The following is a 17613-nucleotide window of genomic DNA, read 5'->3' as shown; positions in this document are numbered from 1 at the left end:
CTTTCTACAAAGGTATTATTAGTCTCAAAGATGTCAAAATAAAAAGAGCTTAAATTTATTTTAAGCTCTTTATTTTTTATAGGTTGTTACACCTTATCTGTGAATAATATTATTTGTCATTGTTGTATGGTTGATCAAAACACCCTTTTCATCACGGATTTCAATTTCAGAAACGTGCATCGTTTTGCCTTTTCTGATAAAACGTGCTGTAGCCGTTACAATACCATCTTTTTTGCTTCTTAAATGGTTAGAATTGATATTAGTTCCCACTCCGTAATATTTTTCGCCATCGATAAAAATATTAGACAGGCTTGAACCTAAAGTCTCAGCTAAAACACAGCTCGCTCCTCCATGCATGATTCCAAACGGCTGGTGAGTTCTTGGAAGAACAGGCATTGTTGCGGTAAGGGTTTCATTTTCGAGATCAATATCGATGAATTTTATTTCAAGTGTCTTGGCAAGAGTTACGTCTCCCCAGTTATTGATGAATGCTAATATTTCTTCTTTTGTCTGACCTTTCATTTTTATAATTGATTGATTTTGCTTCTTGCTTCTAATTCTGGTTTATTCAACTCCGGTTCCCATAATATTGGGATTCCAGTTTTCCGGAACTTTAGGAACAATATCGTTTTTCACATAATAGTCCTGAATTTCCTGCATAATTTCTGAAAAAGGTACTGATGCTATCCTTTCGTAAGGAATGGTGTAACCCAGGTAAACAATGTTTCTTTTAAAATCACCTGCTGCCAGTACAATAGGAACTTTTGCCGCCAAAGCCATGTGATAGAATCCTTTTCTCCATTTCGGAACCCAGCTTCTGGTTCCTTCCGGAGTAATAACAAGGCTGAAATCTTCTTTGGAAAACTGGTTGGCTACGAAATTCACAAGATCGTTTTTCTGGCTTCTGTCTATACCAATACCTCCAAGTCCTTTTACGATACTTCCATACCAGGCCTTGGTGTGTGCATCTTTAATGATAATTTTCAGAGGTTTTTCCAAAGACCAATAGGCGAAATTTCCTAGAATATATTCCATATTATGAGTATGCGGTGCTACCACAAGGATACACCTGTTGAGATTGTTAACATCGCCCTGTAGAACGACTTTCCAACCTAATACTTTTAACATTGCTTTGCCTAACAGCTTTTTCATAGATTTCTTGAATTAAAAACAAAAAAGTACAACCAAACTTTGGTTATACTTTACAAATATATTGAAATATTATTGCTCTTAAAACAAACCGCTAATTAAATCTACGATTTTCATTACGAATTCCATTGCAAATTGTATCATGATGAAGCTGTGTTTTTGGTTGATTGGTTATTAAATTTTAGCTTTACGAAATTAAAACTTTTTTTTCACATAAGAAACTAAATAGAGCTTTATTTTCACTTTTCTGAGAGAAGAAGGGTGTGAATTTCAAACGGTTGCCATCCACCCACACCTTCTACCACTCTCTGAAGTTAATTATTTAGTTTGTATGGAAATTTCGTTTTTTCCGTCTTTGATTTTGATGTCCATATCTTTATTTGATTTTTTGATATTGGACACTGCAGAATCAATAACTTTCTTTGCCTGGTTGTTCGGAACCTTTTTTCCATTTACGATGATACTGTCTTTATCATCAGAGTTGTACTCAATACTGGAACCGTTTACCGTGATTTTATTTTTTTCAATTCTTACATTGTTGTTGTCTTCATCTTGGTCCTGATCTTCATCATTGATACCGTCTCCGTCTAAATCTCCGTCCATATGGATACGGTCTTTGTTCATAGAGATAACCACTGCTTTTTGCGGAACTACAAGTTCATAATCCAGTCTGTAATCTCTGAATCTGTGCTCATAAGGATATTTTATATAGTTTGGAAGAAGAACTTTATTGTTTACCACTTCTACAGGAACAGTCAGCTGGATTGGGAAATTATATCCTTTTCCTTCTTTTTTGATGATCAGATAAGGTGTTTTGATATCTGGTTTTCTGGTTACATCTACAGAAATATAATCTTCTTCATAAACTGTTCTTTTATCAGAATAAATATCATTGTTGTAACCTTTGAAATTCTGAGGAATGTTGATTTGTTTTATATCCACATATACTGTATCTGAAGTAGTGTTGATGGCTACGTTTTCTACATCTTCCTTGCTTCCTCTGTAAATCATGTCTTTTTTAGCCATGCTGATTCCGAAGTAAGTTCCAAGTCCGATCAAAAGAAGGAATAAACCACCTACAACCCATCCGATATTTCTCAGTTTTGTTTTCGGAGAGAAGATCTTGATGCTTAATAAGCTGAAAAGGATTGCCGGAATTAAGCTTCCGATCACCATCATCGCAGCCAGTACTTTATCAAGTCCCTGATCGTCCATGTAGAATCTGATTTCATTAGCTCCAGGGAAATCTGTATCCATTCCGAAAAGACCGAATAATACAAATACTCCAATAATGCTTCCTACAGCCATTAATACAAAGAATCCTCCTACGATATACTTGAATACATTCCAGATTCCGCTGCTTGCATTGTTGATATAAGGTTTGTTTTCTGTATAGATTTCTCCGACCCTCTGAGTAGATTCATTGGCAAATTGTACCAATTTATTAGACTCATTCTTAAGATTGTCGAAGTTCATAGGCTTTCCCTGCATTTTCAGGAAATCTGCTGCGGTTTCAGCTTTTGGAAGTACGATCCAAAGGATTACATATAAAAGACCTATTAATGAAGAGGAAATTGCTGCGGTGAAAATTCCTAATACGAAGATTCCCAGCCAGATGGCTCTCATGGTAGTAATATCCATTCCTACATATTGAGCTAAACCTGCACAAACCCCTGCTACTTTTTGTTTTTCCGGATCACGGAACAGTTGTTTTTTATCGGTATAACCGGTTCCTGAATTATTTTTTCTGGTAGATGTTTTTTCAGAAAAATAAGCCTCTTCCTGTTCTTCGATTTTTTCAGGGCTTCCGATCTGTGCGATTACCTTTTCTACATCGGTATCGTTGATCACTTCACGTTTTCCTAAAGAATCTTTGAAGATCTCCACCATTCTTATTTCTATGTCATGCATTACCTCATCTGCTTCTGAAGCTTCAAGTGAGCTTCTCAGTGCATTCAGGTAATCGCTGAGCTTTATATATGCGTGTTCTTCTATGGTAAAAGAAAAACCTGCGAGTCCTATTGAGAGTGTCTTGTTCATAGCTTTGTTTTTTAATTTTGTTGGGTGATTTGGTTTACTGAGGCTGTCAGCTCATTCCATGTATTTTGAAGTTCATCCAGGAAAAGTTTTCCTTTTTCTGTGATCTGATAATATTTTCTGGGTGGTCCTCCTGTAGATTCTTCCCATCTGTAAGAGAGAAACTCTCCGTTTTTAAGTCTTGTAAGAAGAGGGTAGAGGGTTCCTTCTACTACATCCAGTTTTCCTTTTTTCAGTTCGTCAATAAGATCGGAAACATACATTTCGCGGTTATTGATGAGACTTAGAATACAGAATTCCAGAATTCCTTTTCGCATTTGCGCTTTGGTATTTTCGGTATTCATCTTTGATAAGTTTTGTTAATTAGTTATATAATTTTCGAAGTTCGGAACCTAGCTAGTTGTACCTATTTCGATTTTACATTACAAAGATATGTAAATAAAATGGTATTATGCAATACAAAGTAGTGAAATTTTTAAAATAAATTATTTAAAATACTGTAAATCAATATAATAATTTTCATTGTCAATTTTTAGTAAAACGGATTTTAGAAGAAAATGTCTGAAAATTTTTAAATTTTTAAATAGAATTTTGAAAATTGGAGAGAAAAAATGATCTTTTATCGCTTATTACTTATCACCCATGCTCTAGCCCCGATAGTAGCGGTTACCCCGCAGCAGCAAGGGCATCGTAGAGAAGCGAGGAGTATGAGTGGATAGCGGGAAACAGCTTCTTATGAATAAATACTCTTTGAGTAGAGAAACAGATAAAGAGAATGAGATTTTGAGATGGGTATTAGGATTCGTATTTTTGTTAGCAATAAAAAACACCTAAATCATTTCTTATTACCATGAATATTTTGAATAAGTATAAGGATTTCTCTGTATTTCTTTTATTAGGACCTTTATGTTTCGGGCAATATCGGTTTGAAGTTAAAAATGTATCGAAGAGTTATGATGCCGTCATCCAAATAGAAAATTGCTATGATGACAGATGCGGAGGAAAGGGAACGGTAGAGTTATTTGATCATAAAAACAGCAAAGTACAGACTTTTGTTTCTGATGATCTGGTTTTATATGCAGGGCAAGGCCAAAAACTGCTTCAGGGAAAATTGATTCCGCTTTCTGGTGATCAACGTGCTGTGATTATCGATGACTTTAATTTTGACGGAACGGAAGATATAGCGATAAGGAATGGAAATATGGGAAATTATAGTGGAGCATCATATGACGTGTATGTATTCAACAAAACAAGAATGGGGTTTGTAAAAAGTGAGGAGCTTACGGAATTGGGCTCGAACGGCCTTGATATTTTTGATGTTGATGCCAAACGTAAACGTCTGATCTCCTATGGAAAGTCTGGCTGCTGCGATATTTTTACGATAGAATATGCTGTTATTCCGAATAAGGGACTGGAGAAAGTCTTTGAAAAGGAAGAGGATATGACCAATGAAGATCAGGTGAAAGTAATAACCAAAGAAAAGATCAATAATAAATGGATTACCAAAACAAAAGTATATCCGGCAGATCAATATAACAGAAATAAAAAGTAAGATGAAAATTCAGAAAGAGATAGATTTTATCCTGGCTGTAGATGCACTTAAAAATGTACAGCGAAGAAATTATAATGCTGATGATTCCCGAAGAGAGAATACCGCAGAACATTCCTGGCAGATTATTATTCTGGCTCAGATCCTTTATCCGTATGCTAAAAACCGTACAGATATTGATTTATTGAGAGTGATAAGGATGCTTTCTATTCATGATCTTGTGGAGATTGAAGCTGGAGATACTTTTATTTTTGATGAAAAAGCAATGGTTGGGAAATTTGAAAGAGAGAAAGCTTCTGCTCAGAAAATCTTTGGAATTCTGGATGAACCTCTGCGTTCAGAATTCTTTAACCTATGGCTGGAATTTGAAGATGAGAAAACACCGGATGCTATTTTTGCCTGTGGAATCGACAGAATCATGCCGTTTATTTTAAATTCCCATACCACAGGAAAAAGCTGGACGGAAGCCGGAGTTACCGAAAAACAAATCCGAAATATGCTTGAAAATGCCATCAGCAGAGCATCGGATGAAATGGGAGAGGCTTTTGAACTTTTACTGAACAGAAGTCTGGAAACAGAAAAAGTGCTGAAATAACTTTAATGAAAATAAAAATTCGGGCGGCCAGAGGCCGCCCGATTTTTTATTTATAGTATCTGGATTGGTTTCTTGAATTCGTCAATCGCTACAAAAGTAAAATCACCTACGATGGCTTTCTCTCTTTCATACGAATACATCTGCTCTGTGTAAATTTCAACGTTCACTTTCATACTGGTTTTTCCCACGTATGAAACTTTTCCGATCAGTTCAACAATAGTTCCGGCAGGAATAGGTTTTTTGAAATCTATTTTGTCGCTGCTTACCGTTACCACTCTTTTTCTGGCAAAACGGGTAGCGGTAATAAAAGCTACTTCGTCCATCAGCTGCATAGCCGTACCACCAAAAAGGGTATCATAATGATTGGTTGTGTTTGGGAAAACCGCTTTAAAGATTCTGGTTTCGGAGGCTTCAATTCTTTCTTCTGTAGTCATATTTCATTATTAATTAAAGCGAAATGAAATAATATCAAACAACAGAATAATAACAGGAAATTCGGAAATTCCTGAAACAATTCATCAGATCAATACAACTTCAAATCGCGAAAGTTACTTGTTTAAGAAAAAGGCAGGTCTCCTGACTTGTAACATCTTTTATCTCCTTCCCATGCCTCGCACAGTGGATCTTTGATAAAGATTTCAGTTACTTACAGTTGCGCGACAGTCCGTGATTTTCACACGGTTCCCTTTTAATCTGCAGTGATGCAGAACCAATTTCTATGATGAATAAGCGTAAAACTTTTTCGGGTGCAAAAATAATGAATTTATTCCGGATTATGATAAATAATCTGGCTGATTACTCTTCCCTTTTTGATTGTCCAAAGAGTTGTGTATCTGTTTTCTCCTGAACCATTGATCATATAAAGGAAAATATTATCGTTGTCAAGGGAAGTTACTCCAATATTCTCAAAATCCATGGTAGGCTGGAACATATTTTTGATGGCTTCTCTTACAAAAACAGAACCTCTTCCGGGCTGTTGTACTCTGATGGATTTGATTTCAGTCATTCCTTCAGGAAGATCATTTCCTATTCCCCATGGTTTTACTTTATCAATGGTAAGAATTTTTCCTTCAGCATCTTTTTCCTTTTTACGGTATCCTGCATTGGAAGGATAGACATCAATCACTACTTTGCTTCTTTGGGCGGTAGGGATTTTAGGATCGGAATTGTCTGTGAAAATAATTGATCTTCCGTTTTTAGATTTAGAAGGAGTATAAGCGGGAAGCTGATCTACATAGGCAATACGCCCTTTATTCACCATTCCTTCTTTATCAAGAGTTTCATAACGTACAAAAGGCTTGTCATCATCCTGTTTCTCCGGATATTTGATCCAGATCCACTCTGTTTCTCCCGGAGCCGGTTTTACATAAACAAAAACATCTCCTTTACGCATACGGATCTTGTCTACAATTTTTCGGTAGTCGTCTTTATGTACACGTACGTTGGCATATCCTTCTTCAGCTTTTACAACTCCAAAAGGAACTTTTGTCTGCCCTTTTACAAAAGCTATAGATAAAATACTGAATGCGGATAAATAGAATGCTTTATTTATAAAAGTCATCATGAAATTTTTTTTGATCCCCAAATATATAAATTAAATACTTTTCGGGAGATAATTATACCGCTGCAGTTCTTTAAAATCTTGTATTTGTTTCAGATGGCCGTCAGAAAGCAGATATAGGTAGTCTGAAATATCCAGAATATCCTGGTAATTGTGATCAGAAATAATAAAACCTTTGTACTGTGACTGCTGACGAATAATTTTCTTTAATTCTTCACAAACTTTTGGAGAAAGGTTATGGAATGGTTCGTCCAGTAAAACAAAATCTGTTTCAGAGTAAGTGATCATCAGGGTTTCAATAATTCTCTGTTCGCCTTTAGAAAGATTTTTAATTTTTTCATGAAGAAAGGGCTGTATGAATTCCAGGGCAGACAGCAAATTGGTGTTTTCTTTATTACAAAAGAAAGGAATCAGGTTTTTTACGGTTTCATATTTAGGTAAGAAAAGGTCTTGGGGTAAATATGAGATTCTGTTTTTTCTGTCTGAAATACTTTTCAAAACCTTGTTGCCACATTTTATAAACTGGGTATCACCGCCGATAATCCCGAAAATAATTTTTAATAAAGTTGATTTTCCACTTCCATTTCTGCCCAGCAGCCCTGTAATCTGTCCGGTTTCGCATTCTATATAAACATCCTGCAAAATTTTCCTTTCATTAAAAGATTTTGTTACACTATCAACATGCAGCTTGCTCATAAAAACAATGTTATAATTTTTACAATAATCCCTGATAATATCGTTCCTGCCCAAAGAAAAATCCTTGAAAACCCTACATTGGCATAAAAGTAATATTCGTTTTTAAACCTTAATTCATAAATGAAATAGTGAAGAACGGGAAGGATTAAAAGGAAATTCAGTCCAAAATTTTTAATACTGAATGATGATAAAAAAGAAATCAATAAAGAAAATCCCAAAGTTGGAAACATTATTTTTTTATAAAAAATCCAGAGAATAGAAAAACTTTTGATCATGGTAAAAATAAAAATGGAATATCTATGAAAGTGTATTTTTTACAAGATTAATTTCAAAAGTATTAAAAAAAGCACAATAATATAGGGTTGGTGTGAGAGATATTCCAAAAAATCTCTTATTTTTCAAGAGAATTTTAAAACTAATAAACATGACAAAAAAACTACTGTATGTATTCTCTTTTATTTTGGGAGTTTCCAGTTTTCAGGCAAACAACAAAGTGGAAGAAGAATCCCAACCTTTATTTTACTGTGATACCAATGCTCCCACTGGCGTGCAGGTGTCTACAACTCTTACCTCAGGAACGGTTACCTGGACTGCTGATCCCAATACTCCGAATAATTTTATCAGATATAGAATACCTGGATCCACTATCTGGATGGTGGCTACTCCTGTAGCTGGGCAAAATTCTTATACTATTACTAATCTGCAGCCTTGTACAACTTATGAAGTGCAGGTGGTAAAATTGTGTACTGTACAGGGAACATGGTCTAATCCTGTATTTTTTACAACAACACTTAATTATTGTGCAAGTGTATCTACAGATACCAGCCTGATGCATATTTCCAATGTGACCGTAAATTCTGCGGGAATTACCTCTCCAATGGTCAGCAATTCCGGGCCTTCCAATTATACAGATTACAGAAGTGATGTAAGCCGAAAGGTCAAGTTTTTTATAGGAAGTACAGGAAATACACTTTCAGTGACCAATACGTGGACGGGAACTCCGGGTACAACCACTGTAACGGCATGGATTGATCTTAATGCCAACGGAATTTTTGAATCCACCGAAAGAGTTATGGTGGCGAATAATATCACTCAGGCTGCTCCGGCAGTATCTGTTTTTACAATTCCAAGTTTGGCAGCAGTGACACTGTGTGGCGTAACCATGAGGATTGTTTCCAGCCAAACAATGCCTGCAGATGGCTGTAGTACGTTTACCTATGGAGAAGTTGAAGATTATGGAGTAGATTTACTCAATCTCACCCTTGGAGTTGAAGAATCAGGGAAGTCTGCAAAACCTGAAATTTATCCTAACCCAGCATCCGATGTTTTAAACATCTCAGGAATTTCAGACGTAACGGATTATGAAATTTATAATGCTGTGGGACAGAAAACAGGAGAAGGAAAAGTTTCTGACCATAAAGTAAACCTTAGTAATTTGTCCAAAGGAATGTATTTTATCCAGCTGAAAGATAAAGACAATACAATCCGATTAAAATTTATTAAGAAATAAAGATCAAAAAGAGAGAGCACCTTCTGGTGCTCTCTTTTACTATTTGCATTACATTAATTTCAGATGAATTAAATTCTCTCAAGTTCATCCGCATTAATGGTTGTTTTGAAAGTTCCGTAATTGACAATCACTTTATTACGTGAAATTTTTTCAATGGTTCCTACACTGGTGCTTCCCGTAATACGAACACGCTGCCCGATTTTCATCCATACTGCACGGTCGGTTTTACGCTGTTCCTCCAGCCTTTCATTGGTTTCTGCAATTTTTTCAATAACGTCTTCTTTTTTCAGCTGTTGGGTAATTTTTCTCTTAACCACCTGCAGACGTTTTGATTCATCTTTGTCATTCCCCAGTTTTCTGAATTTCTCCTGTTCAAGAAGCTTCACAAAATCTTTTACAACATCTTTTCTGGATTTTCCCTTGGTATAGCTGTCAATAAATGTTTCAATCTTATTCCCGAACTGAAGTTTACGGTGTTCTTCTTCATACAGCTTCTGGAAATTGAAAAGCTTTTGCTGAAGCTGATCATTCAGTTTCTGAAGGTTGTCACGTTTATCTTCTACAGATTCTTTTCTTTCTGCAAGATCAGATTTCAGTTTTTCAACCTCAAACTTTTCCTGCTGTAGTTTTACAATCGTTTTATCAAGATTGACAATATCATGCTCTACCTTTTTCTTGGCAGAATGGATAATGAATCTTGGAATCTTATTCTTTTCTGCCACTTCAAACGTAAATGAACTTCCTGCCTGTCCTACTTCCAGTTTATACATCGGTTCTAATGTTTCTTCATTGAAGAGCATGGCTGCATTCTGGGCATTGGGAAGCTGTTCTATTACCAGTTTAATATTGGTATAGTGAGTAGTAATGATGGCAAAACTCTTTTTGTCATAGAAAAACTCCATGAAACTTTCTGCCAGCGCACCTCCAAGCTCAGGATCAGAACCCGTACCGAATTCATCAATCAATAAAAGAGTATTGGCATCAGCCTCTCGGATGATGCCGGACATTTTCTTCAATCTTGATGAGTAGGTTGATAAATGGTTTTCAATGGATTGGTTGTCTCCAATATCCGTCATGATTTTCTCAAAGAAAAACATTTCAGACTTAGGATGAACAGGAACCAGAATACCACTCTGAATCATCAGCTGTAATAGTCCTACCGTTTTCAGAGTAATTGATTTTCCTCCGGCATTCGGACCGGAAATACAGATAATCCTGTTATGGTCTGTTAAGGTAAGGCTCTGGGGATGAATTATTTTGTTCTCTACTTTATTTCTCAGCCATAACAGAGGATGATAAGCCTCTCTTAATCTCAGCGTTTTATGATGGTTGATTTTTGGAAGAACTCCGTTGATCAATTCACCAAATTTGGCTTTGGCTCTTATAAGGTCAAGGTCAAAAATATAAATCTGATATCTCCACAGCTGAGGCTGAAATTCTGCCAGTTCTGCAGTCAGTTTACGGAGAACTTTGTCAATTTCTTTTTTCTCTTCCTCTTCATTTTCACGGAGTTTGAAATAATGCTTCACAACACTATCCGGCTGAATGTAAGTAATGGAACCTGTCTTGGAAATTCCTAACGTTCTTCCGGCAACCCTTTTTTTGAATCCTGATTTTACAGCCAGAACCCTTTGGTCATCAATAATTGTTTCCCGAATATCATCTAAAAAGTCACTCTGTCCATACGTGGTAAGGGCACGGTTGAAATTTTCCTGAATCGCTTTTTTAGCAAGCTGAATTTCAGTTCTTATGCCTTTCAAAGCTGGAGAGGCTTCATTTTTTACCTCACCAAAACGGTTAAAAACCTTATCTACCTTCTCAATGATCTCTTTTCTGAATTCCAATACAGAAACCTCTTCTAATAAAGTAGGGAAGGTTTCCGGCATGGTAGGGAAAAATTTCTGCAATTTTCCGATCTGTTCCGTGATGGTTTTTATTTTGATGAAAGCAGCATTTTCAAGACGGTAATTCTCAATCAGCATCAATTTCAGCTCACTTTCAATATCTTCATATTCATCAAACGGAATCGCATTTGAACTTTCAAAACTCGAAAGATATTCCGAAGTTTTTTTTAATGAAAGTTCTGCCTCGTCTATTTCCATCGGACGAAGTTGAAGAATTTTTTCTCTTGTTTTCGGAGAATACGCAAATGGGGAGATTTCCGCGAGCAATTGCGGAAACTCTAATTCGTCTAAATCTTCTTTATCTATATACACAATGCAAATTTAGTGAGAATTTTGATTATTCCGTATATCTGAGAGATTTACAGAATAAATTACCTTTGAATTTGAACTTTATGGTGTTACTTTTTTCTGAAAAAGATGGTAATATTAAAAATAAGATGATATTCTTTTATTACATTTGAAATGTGAAACTGGAAACCCAAAGATTATTACTGAGAGATATCAACGAAAGCTACGTTGAGGATATTTTACGGATTCGAAGCAATGAAGTGATCAATCAGTTCGTCCTAAGAAACTCACCCAAAAATAATTATGATGCCCTTCAGTTTATTTTAACCATTAAAGAAAGAACTCGTAACAACCAAACTGTCTATTTGGGAATTTCTTTAAAAGATCAGCCGAATCTTATCGGAACGATCTGCCTTTGGAATTTTTCTGAAGACCGGAAAACAGCAGAAGTTGGTTATGAACTGTTACCCGAATATCACAGGCAGGGCATTATGTCTGAAGCTTTGAAAGCTGTTTTAGATTTTGGATTTAATGAATTGAAGGTAGAGGAAATTCTGGCAATTACCAATAAGTTCAATGAAAACTCGAAAGGGCTTCTTTTAAAACATCATTTTATTTTGGAAGAAGGGAAGCAGGATGAAGGTTTCCCGGATAATATTATTTTTCGCCTAGAAAGAGTCTCTGGCGGTTCCTATGAAATCTAATAGGTTTTTCTCTATCTTTATCGCCGATTGAAATTACATATGAAAAATGAAATAAAATCTTTAACGGGACTTAGAGGGATTGTTGCATTATGGGTAGCGTTTTTTCATTTTAGTTTTTTCAGGAATGAATTCATTCAGGATGTCGTAGGAAAGGGGTATGTAGCGGTGGATATTTTTTTTGTGTTAAGTGCTTTTTTGCTTACGGTTTCTTATTCCGGGAAGCTTAAAAATCTGAATTATAAAACAATAGAGGTTTTTTATAAAAAAAGAATCAATAGAATTTATCCTGTATACATTGTATCGGTTATTGTTATTGCATTGTTTTTGGTGAAGACTTCTATAGCAGGATTTCTGATTAATGCTGCATTATTACAATGTTTTTTTGATCCTGATTATCTGCTGAATGTAGTCTATTGGTCACTCAGTACGGAATGGGTTTGTTACTTACTATTCCCTTTTATATTATGGTTTGTTCTGCATTATAAAGTGCGCAGTGAAATTTTAATTATTGCCGGTTTGGCGTTGAGGTTTGTACTTCCTTATCTTCCCGGCCATTTGTATATTGGTTCTGAAATCCCGCTGGAGATAGGAGAATCACCAAGATATCTTGATCTTCCTTATGGACTGGTTTCTCTTCTGAGAACAATTTCTTCTTATTTTCTTGGGATCGGAGTTGCCCTTTTACCAGCATTTAAAATGAAGAAAGAAAACCTGATTATTTATCTCATTCTCATATTGTTCATATCCATGTTGTTTGTGGAAAAAGGACTGTTATTTATTCCTTTATTATCAGCATTTATGATCAAATATCTGTATGAAGGGAAGCCCAATTACCTGAAGACTTTTTTAGAAACCAAAGTTGTCTATTTTTTAGGAAATATCTCTTATTCACTATATATTATCCATTATATGGTAAAGAAACAGGATTTCGTTATTGTACATTCTTATCATCTTAATAACCTGTTATTAATATCCCTTTCATTATTGCTGTCCTATTTTTCATATATGCTGATAGAAAGAAAAGTTAAGATATTTAAGGTATAACTGAGGCTCTTATTTTAATATTATTATTTTTGCACTATGACCTGGACAGAAATTTTAGCCCCGATAAAAAGTACAGAATACTTTACCACCCTTTGGGAGAAAGTGAAGAATGAATATGCAACAACCAAAGTTTTTCCACCAAAAAATCAGATTTTCAGAGCATTGGAGCTTACGGCTTTTGATGATGTGGAAGTTGTGATTATTGGTCAGGATCCTTACCATAATGATTATCAGGCGAACGGATTATGTTTTTCTGTTTCTGAGCAGGTGGCAGCACCGCCGTCACTTAAGAATATTTTTATTGAGTTAAAAGATGATCTGGGAGTGGTAAGAGCCTCTAAAGAGCTTGATGACTGGGGAAAGCAGGGCGTTTTATTGTTAAATGCTACTTTAACGGTTCGTGCCCATACACCTAATTCTCATAAAGATCTTGGTTGGGAAAAATTCACCAACTTCATTATTAAGGAAATTTCAGAGAAAAAAGAAAATGTGGTATTTGTTTTATGGGGCGCTTTTGCACAAAAAAAAGCCGAACTCATAGATCCGGCTAAACATTTTATTATTAAATCGGCACACCCTTCACCTTTTTCTGTGTACAGAGGTTTTTTTGGAAGTAAGCCTTTCTCAAAAATTAATGAGTATCTTGTTTCCAAAGGAAAGAAGCCTATTTCCTGGTAGAATCAGCAGATGGGTCTGTTTTTTTTATCGTAATTCCGATTTTATATTTTCCGGCTAATGCTTTTGTACCATCCTGTGATTTTGGGGATGGAGCAACATCTTGTAATGTAATGGTATATCCGTTGAATTCTGTTGATTGGTAATAATTTCTTCCCGGATAATCTGCACTGGCAAGGTTCAGAATCATTGGTCGGGTAGAAGTTCCCATTACTTCTACCTGAGCAAGAGCAACTCCAGCCCAGATACAATTAACTCCTTCAGGGCAACGGCTGTCCTCAGAAACCCCTTTGAATGTAACATTCATCTGGTATTCTCTTAAAAACTTATTTTCTCCTTCACTCAGATATATAACACCATCTTTCTGATTGTTAGTGGTTGTTGTTTTTGTACCTGCAGGCATTTCAGTAGCTTTTGGGTTAATCTTGGCTTTTTTTTGGGCATCGCATCCTGTTAATGCAAATATACCCAGGCTGAGTATGACAATTTTATGGAACATAGTTTCTTATATTTAATTAAATGACGTTGAACATATTAAGTAATACTACCAAAAACATTGCCACTCCTACCACAAAACTGAATCCGGTTCCATAAATGAATCCAATCAGTGCTCCTTTGGTTGACTGTAAAGCTTTATTCATATCCTTGCTGTCATGAAGTAATTCACCAATAAATACCCCTGCAAACATTCCTATCAGAAAACCTAAAGGAATCGGAAGAAATATCCCAACAATGGTTCCTATTACAGAACCGATACTTCCCCAACGTGTACCTCCATATTTTCTATTGGTTTTTGCCGGAATCACATAGCTTAATACTACTGAAGCTGCGGTGAGAATTCCGAATGCCCAGATATAGATCATCGGAAGGTCTGCATCTGTCCCGAATTTATAGATCAGAAGCCCGCAGATACTCAGCAAAAGCCCTGGCAATACCGGAAGAAATGTTCCCAGTATCCCGATAAACAACAGAATAAGGCAGAAGATATTAATAATCGTTGTATCCATTCTTTTAAAAAATATACATGCAATATAAAAAAAGTGGCCTTATAAAAGACCACTTTGAGAACTGAGTTATAAAATTTTATTACAAATTTAAGATTACGTATTCCAGAATCGGTCCTGATTTACCGATATTTCCACTGGCGTGGTTATGGAATGTGGTATAGTAGATATTTCCGCTGCTGGTAGTTGCTGAACATGATCCTACATAATCACCATGAGCCTGGTGAGCGTTCCATGCATTCTGATTAATGGTAATGGTAATATTGTTGCCATTTGCCGTTTGATGGCAGATGGTCATCTGGTTATTGTTTAGCGATGTCCCCACAGGTGTTTTAGGAGCTGTTGTATTGACGTACTTATTGGTTCTTATCATCAATGGTTCATTATCTTTCTGTACCAATACTTCCCAGAATGAAGGATCATAATGCTGGATTTTTTGCCACAAAGGCTGATCATACTGAATATCTAATGTGCTAAATCCTATTGCTGAAGCCATAGCAGCATTGGAAACGCTGCAGTTGTTATACATTGCACTATTCCCATTGGTATTAAAGCAAATCTTTGTAAGATCCAGAAAACCTCCGTAAACACCACAGTACGGAGCATTTTTATCTCCTCCTACCAGATAGGCAGCAGCCCAGTCTGAAGTATAAATGCTTCCGCCATTCGTGATAAAAGTAGAGAGATTACTGAAAATAGAAAGGTCGTTACTCGGTGTGTTGGTTCCTGAGTAAGTGAAGTTACGGGAACCGCAGTTCAGAAAAATAATATCGTACTGAGAAATAGTGTTGAAATTTTTTAAATCCTGATAGCTAATTTCGGTTGCTGTATAACCAAGACTTGTAATTATACTTTCTATCTCGTCATAACTGCCTTCTACATAAGCTATTTTTGCAATCTGATTCAGTTTTGAATCTTTGTCGGCCACACTGGTTGTTTCATTTTTTTTAACGGTAACAGGAACTTCTGTTCTGAAGTTTAAACCATTCCCTGTCTGAATGTGAAGGGTAGAGTTTCCTTCAGGTGCCGTTAGGTTGAATGTTCCATCAGCATTGGAATAGGTATGGTAAACCTGATTTTTACTGTCAATAGTGAATACAATGGCCCCGCCAATAGGTTTTGTTCCGTTTTTAGCAAATACTTTACCTTCTATTGTTCCGGTAGGTATTGTTTTGGAATCTTCGGGATTGATTGGGTCATCACCGCCTTTACAGTTTACCAACAACACAAGGCTGCATAGCATGATGAACAAGTAATTTTGTTTCATATTTAATTGATTTTGATGGGTTTAGTTTTAACCAAATGTAATAATTTTTTAATATTAAAACATTAAAATTGTAATTTATTTTAATATTTTTTACTTAAATTGATTATTTGTAGTTAATTTTTTATTTATAATTAAGGGTTGTAGAAGATTTGATATTTTGAAAATTGATTCACAATATTTTTCGTTTACTACTTTTTGGGATGAAAATTGATTATGAATAGTAAAATGATGATTCTTAATTTCATAAATTTGCTGTAATGAATGACCAGTTACAAGAAACTAAAAACTTTATACAGGAGCTGAGCGAACAGCTTTACATTTATATTACCCAGATATCACCTTCCGGGCTGGACTGGGTTTTTCATATTATTGTAAAATTGAGTTTACTTCTTGTCTTGTTTTTTATTACTGATTTTATTTTTAAATTCATCATTAATTCTGTCTTCAGGTTATTTCATAATGAACAGAAGTTTCCCATTTTAAAATCTATTTATCAGGCCAAAATCACCAACTCCGTAGCACATTTTGCAGCTTTGATTGCTGTTGCCGGCATACAGGGGTCCATATTTCCGGAAAATGCACTGCCAAAAACAACCATTTTTATTATAAGATGTATCAATCTGGGATTGGTACTCATGTTAGCAGGAATGCTGTACAGATCATTGACTGCATTCAGAAATTATTTCAGCATCAAACAGGATTTTTACAAGATTATGGCGCTTAATGCTATTTCTGAAACCGTAAAAATTTTAGGACTTTTCATCTTTACAGTAGTCGGGCTTTGTGTGATTTTTGGCATCAAAGGAACCACTATTGTAGGAAGTCTTGGGGCCATTACAGCGGTGCTGGTATTGGTTTTCAGAGATACAATCTTAGGATTTGTAACAGGACTTCACGTAGCGACTTCTAAAAACCTGAAAGTAGGAGACTGGGTAAGTATTCCCAAATACAGCATTGAAGGAAATATTACGGAAATCAATCTTTTGACGACCAAAATCACCAATTTTGATAAAACGGTTTCAACCATTCCTACTTATGATCTGATGACCACGGAGATTAAGAATATGCAGGTGATGTCTGAATCCAATACCCGAAGAATAAAAAAATCAATCTACTTTAACATCAATTCTTTTAAATTTCTGACGGATGAAGATGTGGAGCGTTTAAAGGAGATTAATTTAATTTCAGATTACCTTGAAGAAAGAGCTTCAGAGATCAAAAAAGAAAAAGAAAGTCTTGAACATAAAGATAAAATCGTGAATGGAAGGCAGCTTACCAATATCGGTGTTTTCAGATATTACGCCCAGAAATATATTGAAAATGATCCGGATATTGATAAAAACGGAACCCAAATGGTTCGTCAGCTGGAGATTACTCCACAAGGGTTGCCTCTTGAGGTTTACTGCTTTGCCAATGATTCCAAATGGGAACGTTTTGAGGAAATACAGGCCGATATTTTTGACCACTTATTAGTCGCTTCAAAAGAATTTGAACTTCAGGTGATGCAGGTAAGCGTGAAAGTATAAAGCTGGAAGACCGAAGAAGGAAGCTGGAAGACCCAGTCCGTTTAAATAAATTTATAATAAACTTTTAAATGATAACGAATTAGAAGACCCAAAGAAGTGTAAAG

General features: G+C 35.6%; 18 protein-coding genes and 1 riboswitch. Of the genes, 7 read left to right on the top strand and 11 right to left on the bottom strand.

What is annotated here, in order from left to right:
* Positions 1 to 93: 93 nt before the first annotated feature.
* The 4 genes from CQ022_RS08670 to CQ022_RS08655 form a co-directional block, all read right to left on the bottom strand.
* On the bottom strand, positions 94 to 522 hold the full coding sequence (locus CQ022_RS08670; RefSeq protein WP_002977570.1) for a PaaI family thioesterase: 429 nt from the start codon (positions 520 to 522) through the stop codon (positions 94 to 96).
* A 42-nt stretch (positions 523 to 564) separates the two neighbouring features.
* Complete coding sequence (locus CQ022_RS08665; RefSeq protein WP_105681027.1) at positions 565 to 1152, bottom strand: 1-acyl-sn-glycerol-3-phosphate acyltransferase; 588 nt, start codon at positions 1150 to 1152, stop codon at positions 565 to 567.
* A gap of 315 nt (positions 1153 to 1467) precedes the next feature.
* Positions 1468 to 3189, bottom strand: a complete 1722-nt coding sequence (locus CQ022_RS08660; RefSeq protein WP_105681026.1) for a PspC domain-containing protein — start codon at positions 3187 to 3189, stop codon at positions 1468 to 1470.
* Between the two features lie 11 nt (positions 3190 to 3200).
* Entirely contained in the window at positions 3201 to 3530 is a 330-nt protein-coding gene (locus CQ022_RS08655; RefSeq protein ID WP_103234940.1) for a PadR family transcriptional regulator, read from the bottom strand.
* 506 nt (positions 3531 to 4036) lie between these two features.
* Between CQ022_RS08655 and CQ022_RS08650 the strand changes: the two genes are divergently transcribed.
* Positions 4037 to 4738, top strand: a complete 702-nt coding sequence (locus tag CQ022_RS08650) for an XAC2610-related protein (protein ID WP_105681025.1) — start codon at positions 4037 to 4039, stop codon at positions 4736 to 4738.
* Between the two features lies 1 nt (position 4739).
* Positions 4740 to 5330 (top strand): HD domain-containing protein, encoded by a 591-nt coding sequence (locus CQ022_RS08645; protein ID WP_105681024.1) that lies wholly within the window; start codon positions 4740 to 4742, stop codon positions 5328 to 5330.
* A gap of 50 nt (positions 5331 to 5380) precedes the next feature.
* Here the strand turns inward: CQ022_RS08645 and CQ022_RS08640 are convergent, their stop codons facing one another.
* From CQ022_RS08640 to CQ022_RS08630, 3 genes are all read right to left on the bottom strand, one after another.
* The gene (locus CQ022_RS08640) at positions 5381 to 5764 is read right to left on the bottom strand and encodes an acyl-CoA thioesterase (RefSeq protein WP_002977578.1); all 384 of its coding nucleotides are present in this window, start codon (positions 5762 to 5764) and stop codon (positions 5381 to 5383) included.
* A 114-nt stretch (positions 5765 to 5878) separates the two neighbouring features.
* Positions 5879 to 6059: riboswitch (cobalamin riboswitch) on the bottom strand.
* Positions 6060 to 6093: 34 nt separating this feature from the next.
* Complete coding sequence (locus tag CQ022_RS08635; RefSeq protein WP_105681793.1) at positions 6094 to 6894, bottom strand: hypothetical protein; 801 nt, start codon at positions 6892 to 6894, stop codon at positions 6094 to 6096.
* 30 nt (positions 6895 to 6924) lie between these two features.
* On the bottom strand, positions 6925 to 7587 hold the full coding sequence (locus CQ022_RS08630) for an ATP-binding cassette domain-containing protein (RefSeq protein WP_105681023.1): 663 nt from the start codon (positions 7585 to 7587) through the stop codon (positions 6925 to 6927).
* Positions 7588 to 8011: 424 nt separating this feature from the next.
* Here CQ022_RS08630 and CQ022_RS08620 point away from each other — a divergent pair, with 424 nt between their 5' ends.
* On the top strand, positions 8012 to 9097 hold the full coding sequence (locus CQ022_RS08620; RefSeq protein WP_105681021.1) for a GEVED domain-containing protein: 1086 nt from the start codon (positions 8012 to 8014) through the stop codon (positions 9095 to 9097).
* 68 nt (positions 9098 to 9165) lie between these two features.
* On the opposite strand, the gene CQ022_RS08615 is transcribed toward CQ022_RS08620, so the two are convergent.
* Positions 9166 to 11313: an endonuclease MutS2 gene (locus CQ022_RS08615; protein WP_105681020.1), complete on the bottom strand. Its 2148-nt coding sequence runs from the start codon at positions 11311 to 11313 to the stop codon at positions 9166 to 9168.
* 152 nt (positions 11314 to 11465) lie between these two features.
* Between CQ022_RS08615 and CQ022_RS08610 the strand changes: the two genes are divergently transcribed.
* Genes CQ022_RS08610 through CQ022_RS08600 form a run of 3 tightly spaced genes read left to right on the top strand, consistent with a single transcriptional unit; the run spans position 11466 to position 13715 of the window.
* A complete protein-coding gene (locus CQ022_RS08610; protein WP_105681019.1) occupies positions 11466 to 11993 on the top strand; it encodes a GNAT family N-acetyltransferase in 528 nt (175 codons plus the stop codon).
* 39 nt (positions 11994 to 12032) lie between these two features.
* Complete coding sequence (locus CQ022_RS08605) at positions 12033 to 13037, top strand: acyltransferase family protein (protein WP_105681018.1); 1005 nt, start codon at positions 12033 to 12035, stop codon at positions 13035 to 13037.
* 36 nt (positions 13038 to 13073) lie between these two features.
* Entirely contained in the window at positions 13074 to 13715 is a 642-nt protein-coding gene (locus CQ022_RS08600) for a uracil-DNA glycosylase (protein ID WP_105681017.1), read from the top strand.
* Here the strand turns inward: CQ022_RS08600 and CQ022_RS08595 are convergent.
* The 3 genes from CQ022_RS08595 to CQ022_RS08585 form a co-directional block, all read right to left on the bottom strand.
* Positions 13702 to 14211, bottom strand: a complete 510-nt coding sequence (locus tag CQ022_RS08595) for a hypothetical protein (protein WP_105681016.1) — start codon at positions 14209 to 14211, stop codon at positions 13702 to 13704. The genes CQ022_RS08600 and CQ022_RS08595 overlap by 14 nt on opposite strands.
* 16 nt (positions 14212 to 14227) lie before the next feature.
* On the bottom strand, positions 14228 to 14719 hold the full coding sequence (locus tag CQ022_RS08590; RefSeq protein ID WP_105681015.1) for a DUF456 domain-containing protein: 492 nt from the start codon (positions 14717 to 14719) through the stop codon (positions 14228 to 14230).
* A gap of 79 nt (positions 14720 to 14798) precedes the next feature.
* Positions 14799 to 15983 carry a carboxypeptidase-like regulatory domain-containing protein gene (locus CQ022_RS08585; protein ID WP_228421500.1) on the bottom strand — a complete coding sequence of 395 codons (1185 nt, stop codon included), beginning with the start codon at positions 15981 to 15983 and terminating at the stop codon, positions 14799 to 14801.
* A gap of 257 nt (positions 15984 to 16240) precedes the next feature.
* Between CQ022_RS08585 and CQ022_RS08580 the strand changes: the two genes are divergently transcribed.
* A complete protein-coding gene (locus tag CQ022_RS08580; RefSeq protein WP_105681014.1) occupies positions 16241 to 17509 on the top strand; it encodes a mechanosensitive ion channel family protein in 1269 nt (422 codons plus the stop codon).
* The last annotated feature ends 104 nt before the right edge of the window (positions 17510 to 17613 follow it).

Origin of the sequence: Chryseobacterium culicis (assembly GCF_002979755.1) — a bacterium.
Lineage (GTDB): Bacteria > Bacteroidota > Bacteroidia > Flavobacteriales > Weeksellaceae > Chryseobacterium > Chryseobacterium culicis_A.
Note: the sequence above shows the minus strand (reverse complement) of the source record. Positions and strands in the feature narration are given on the sequence as shown.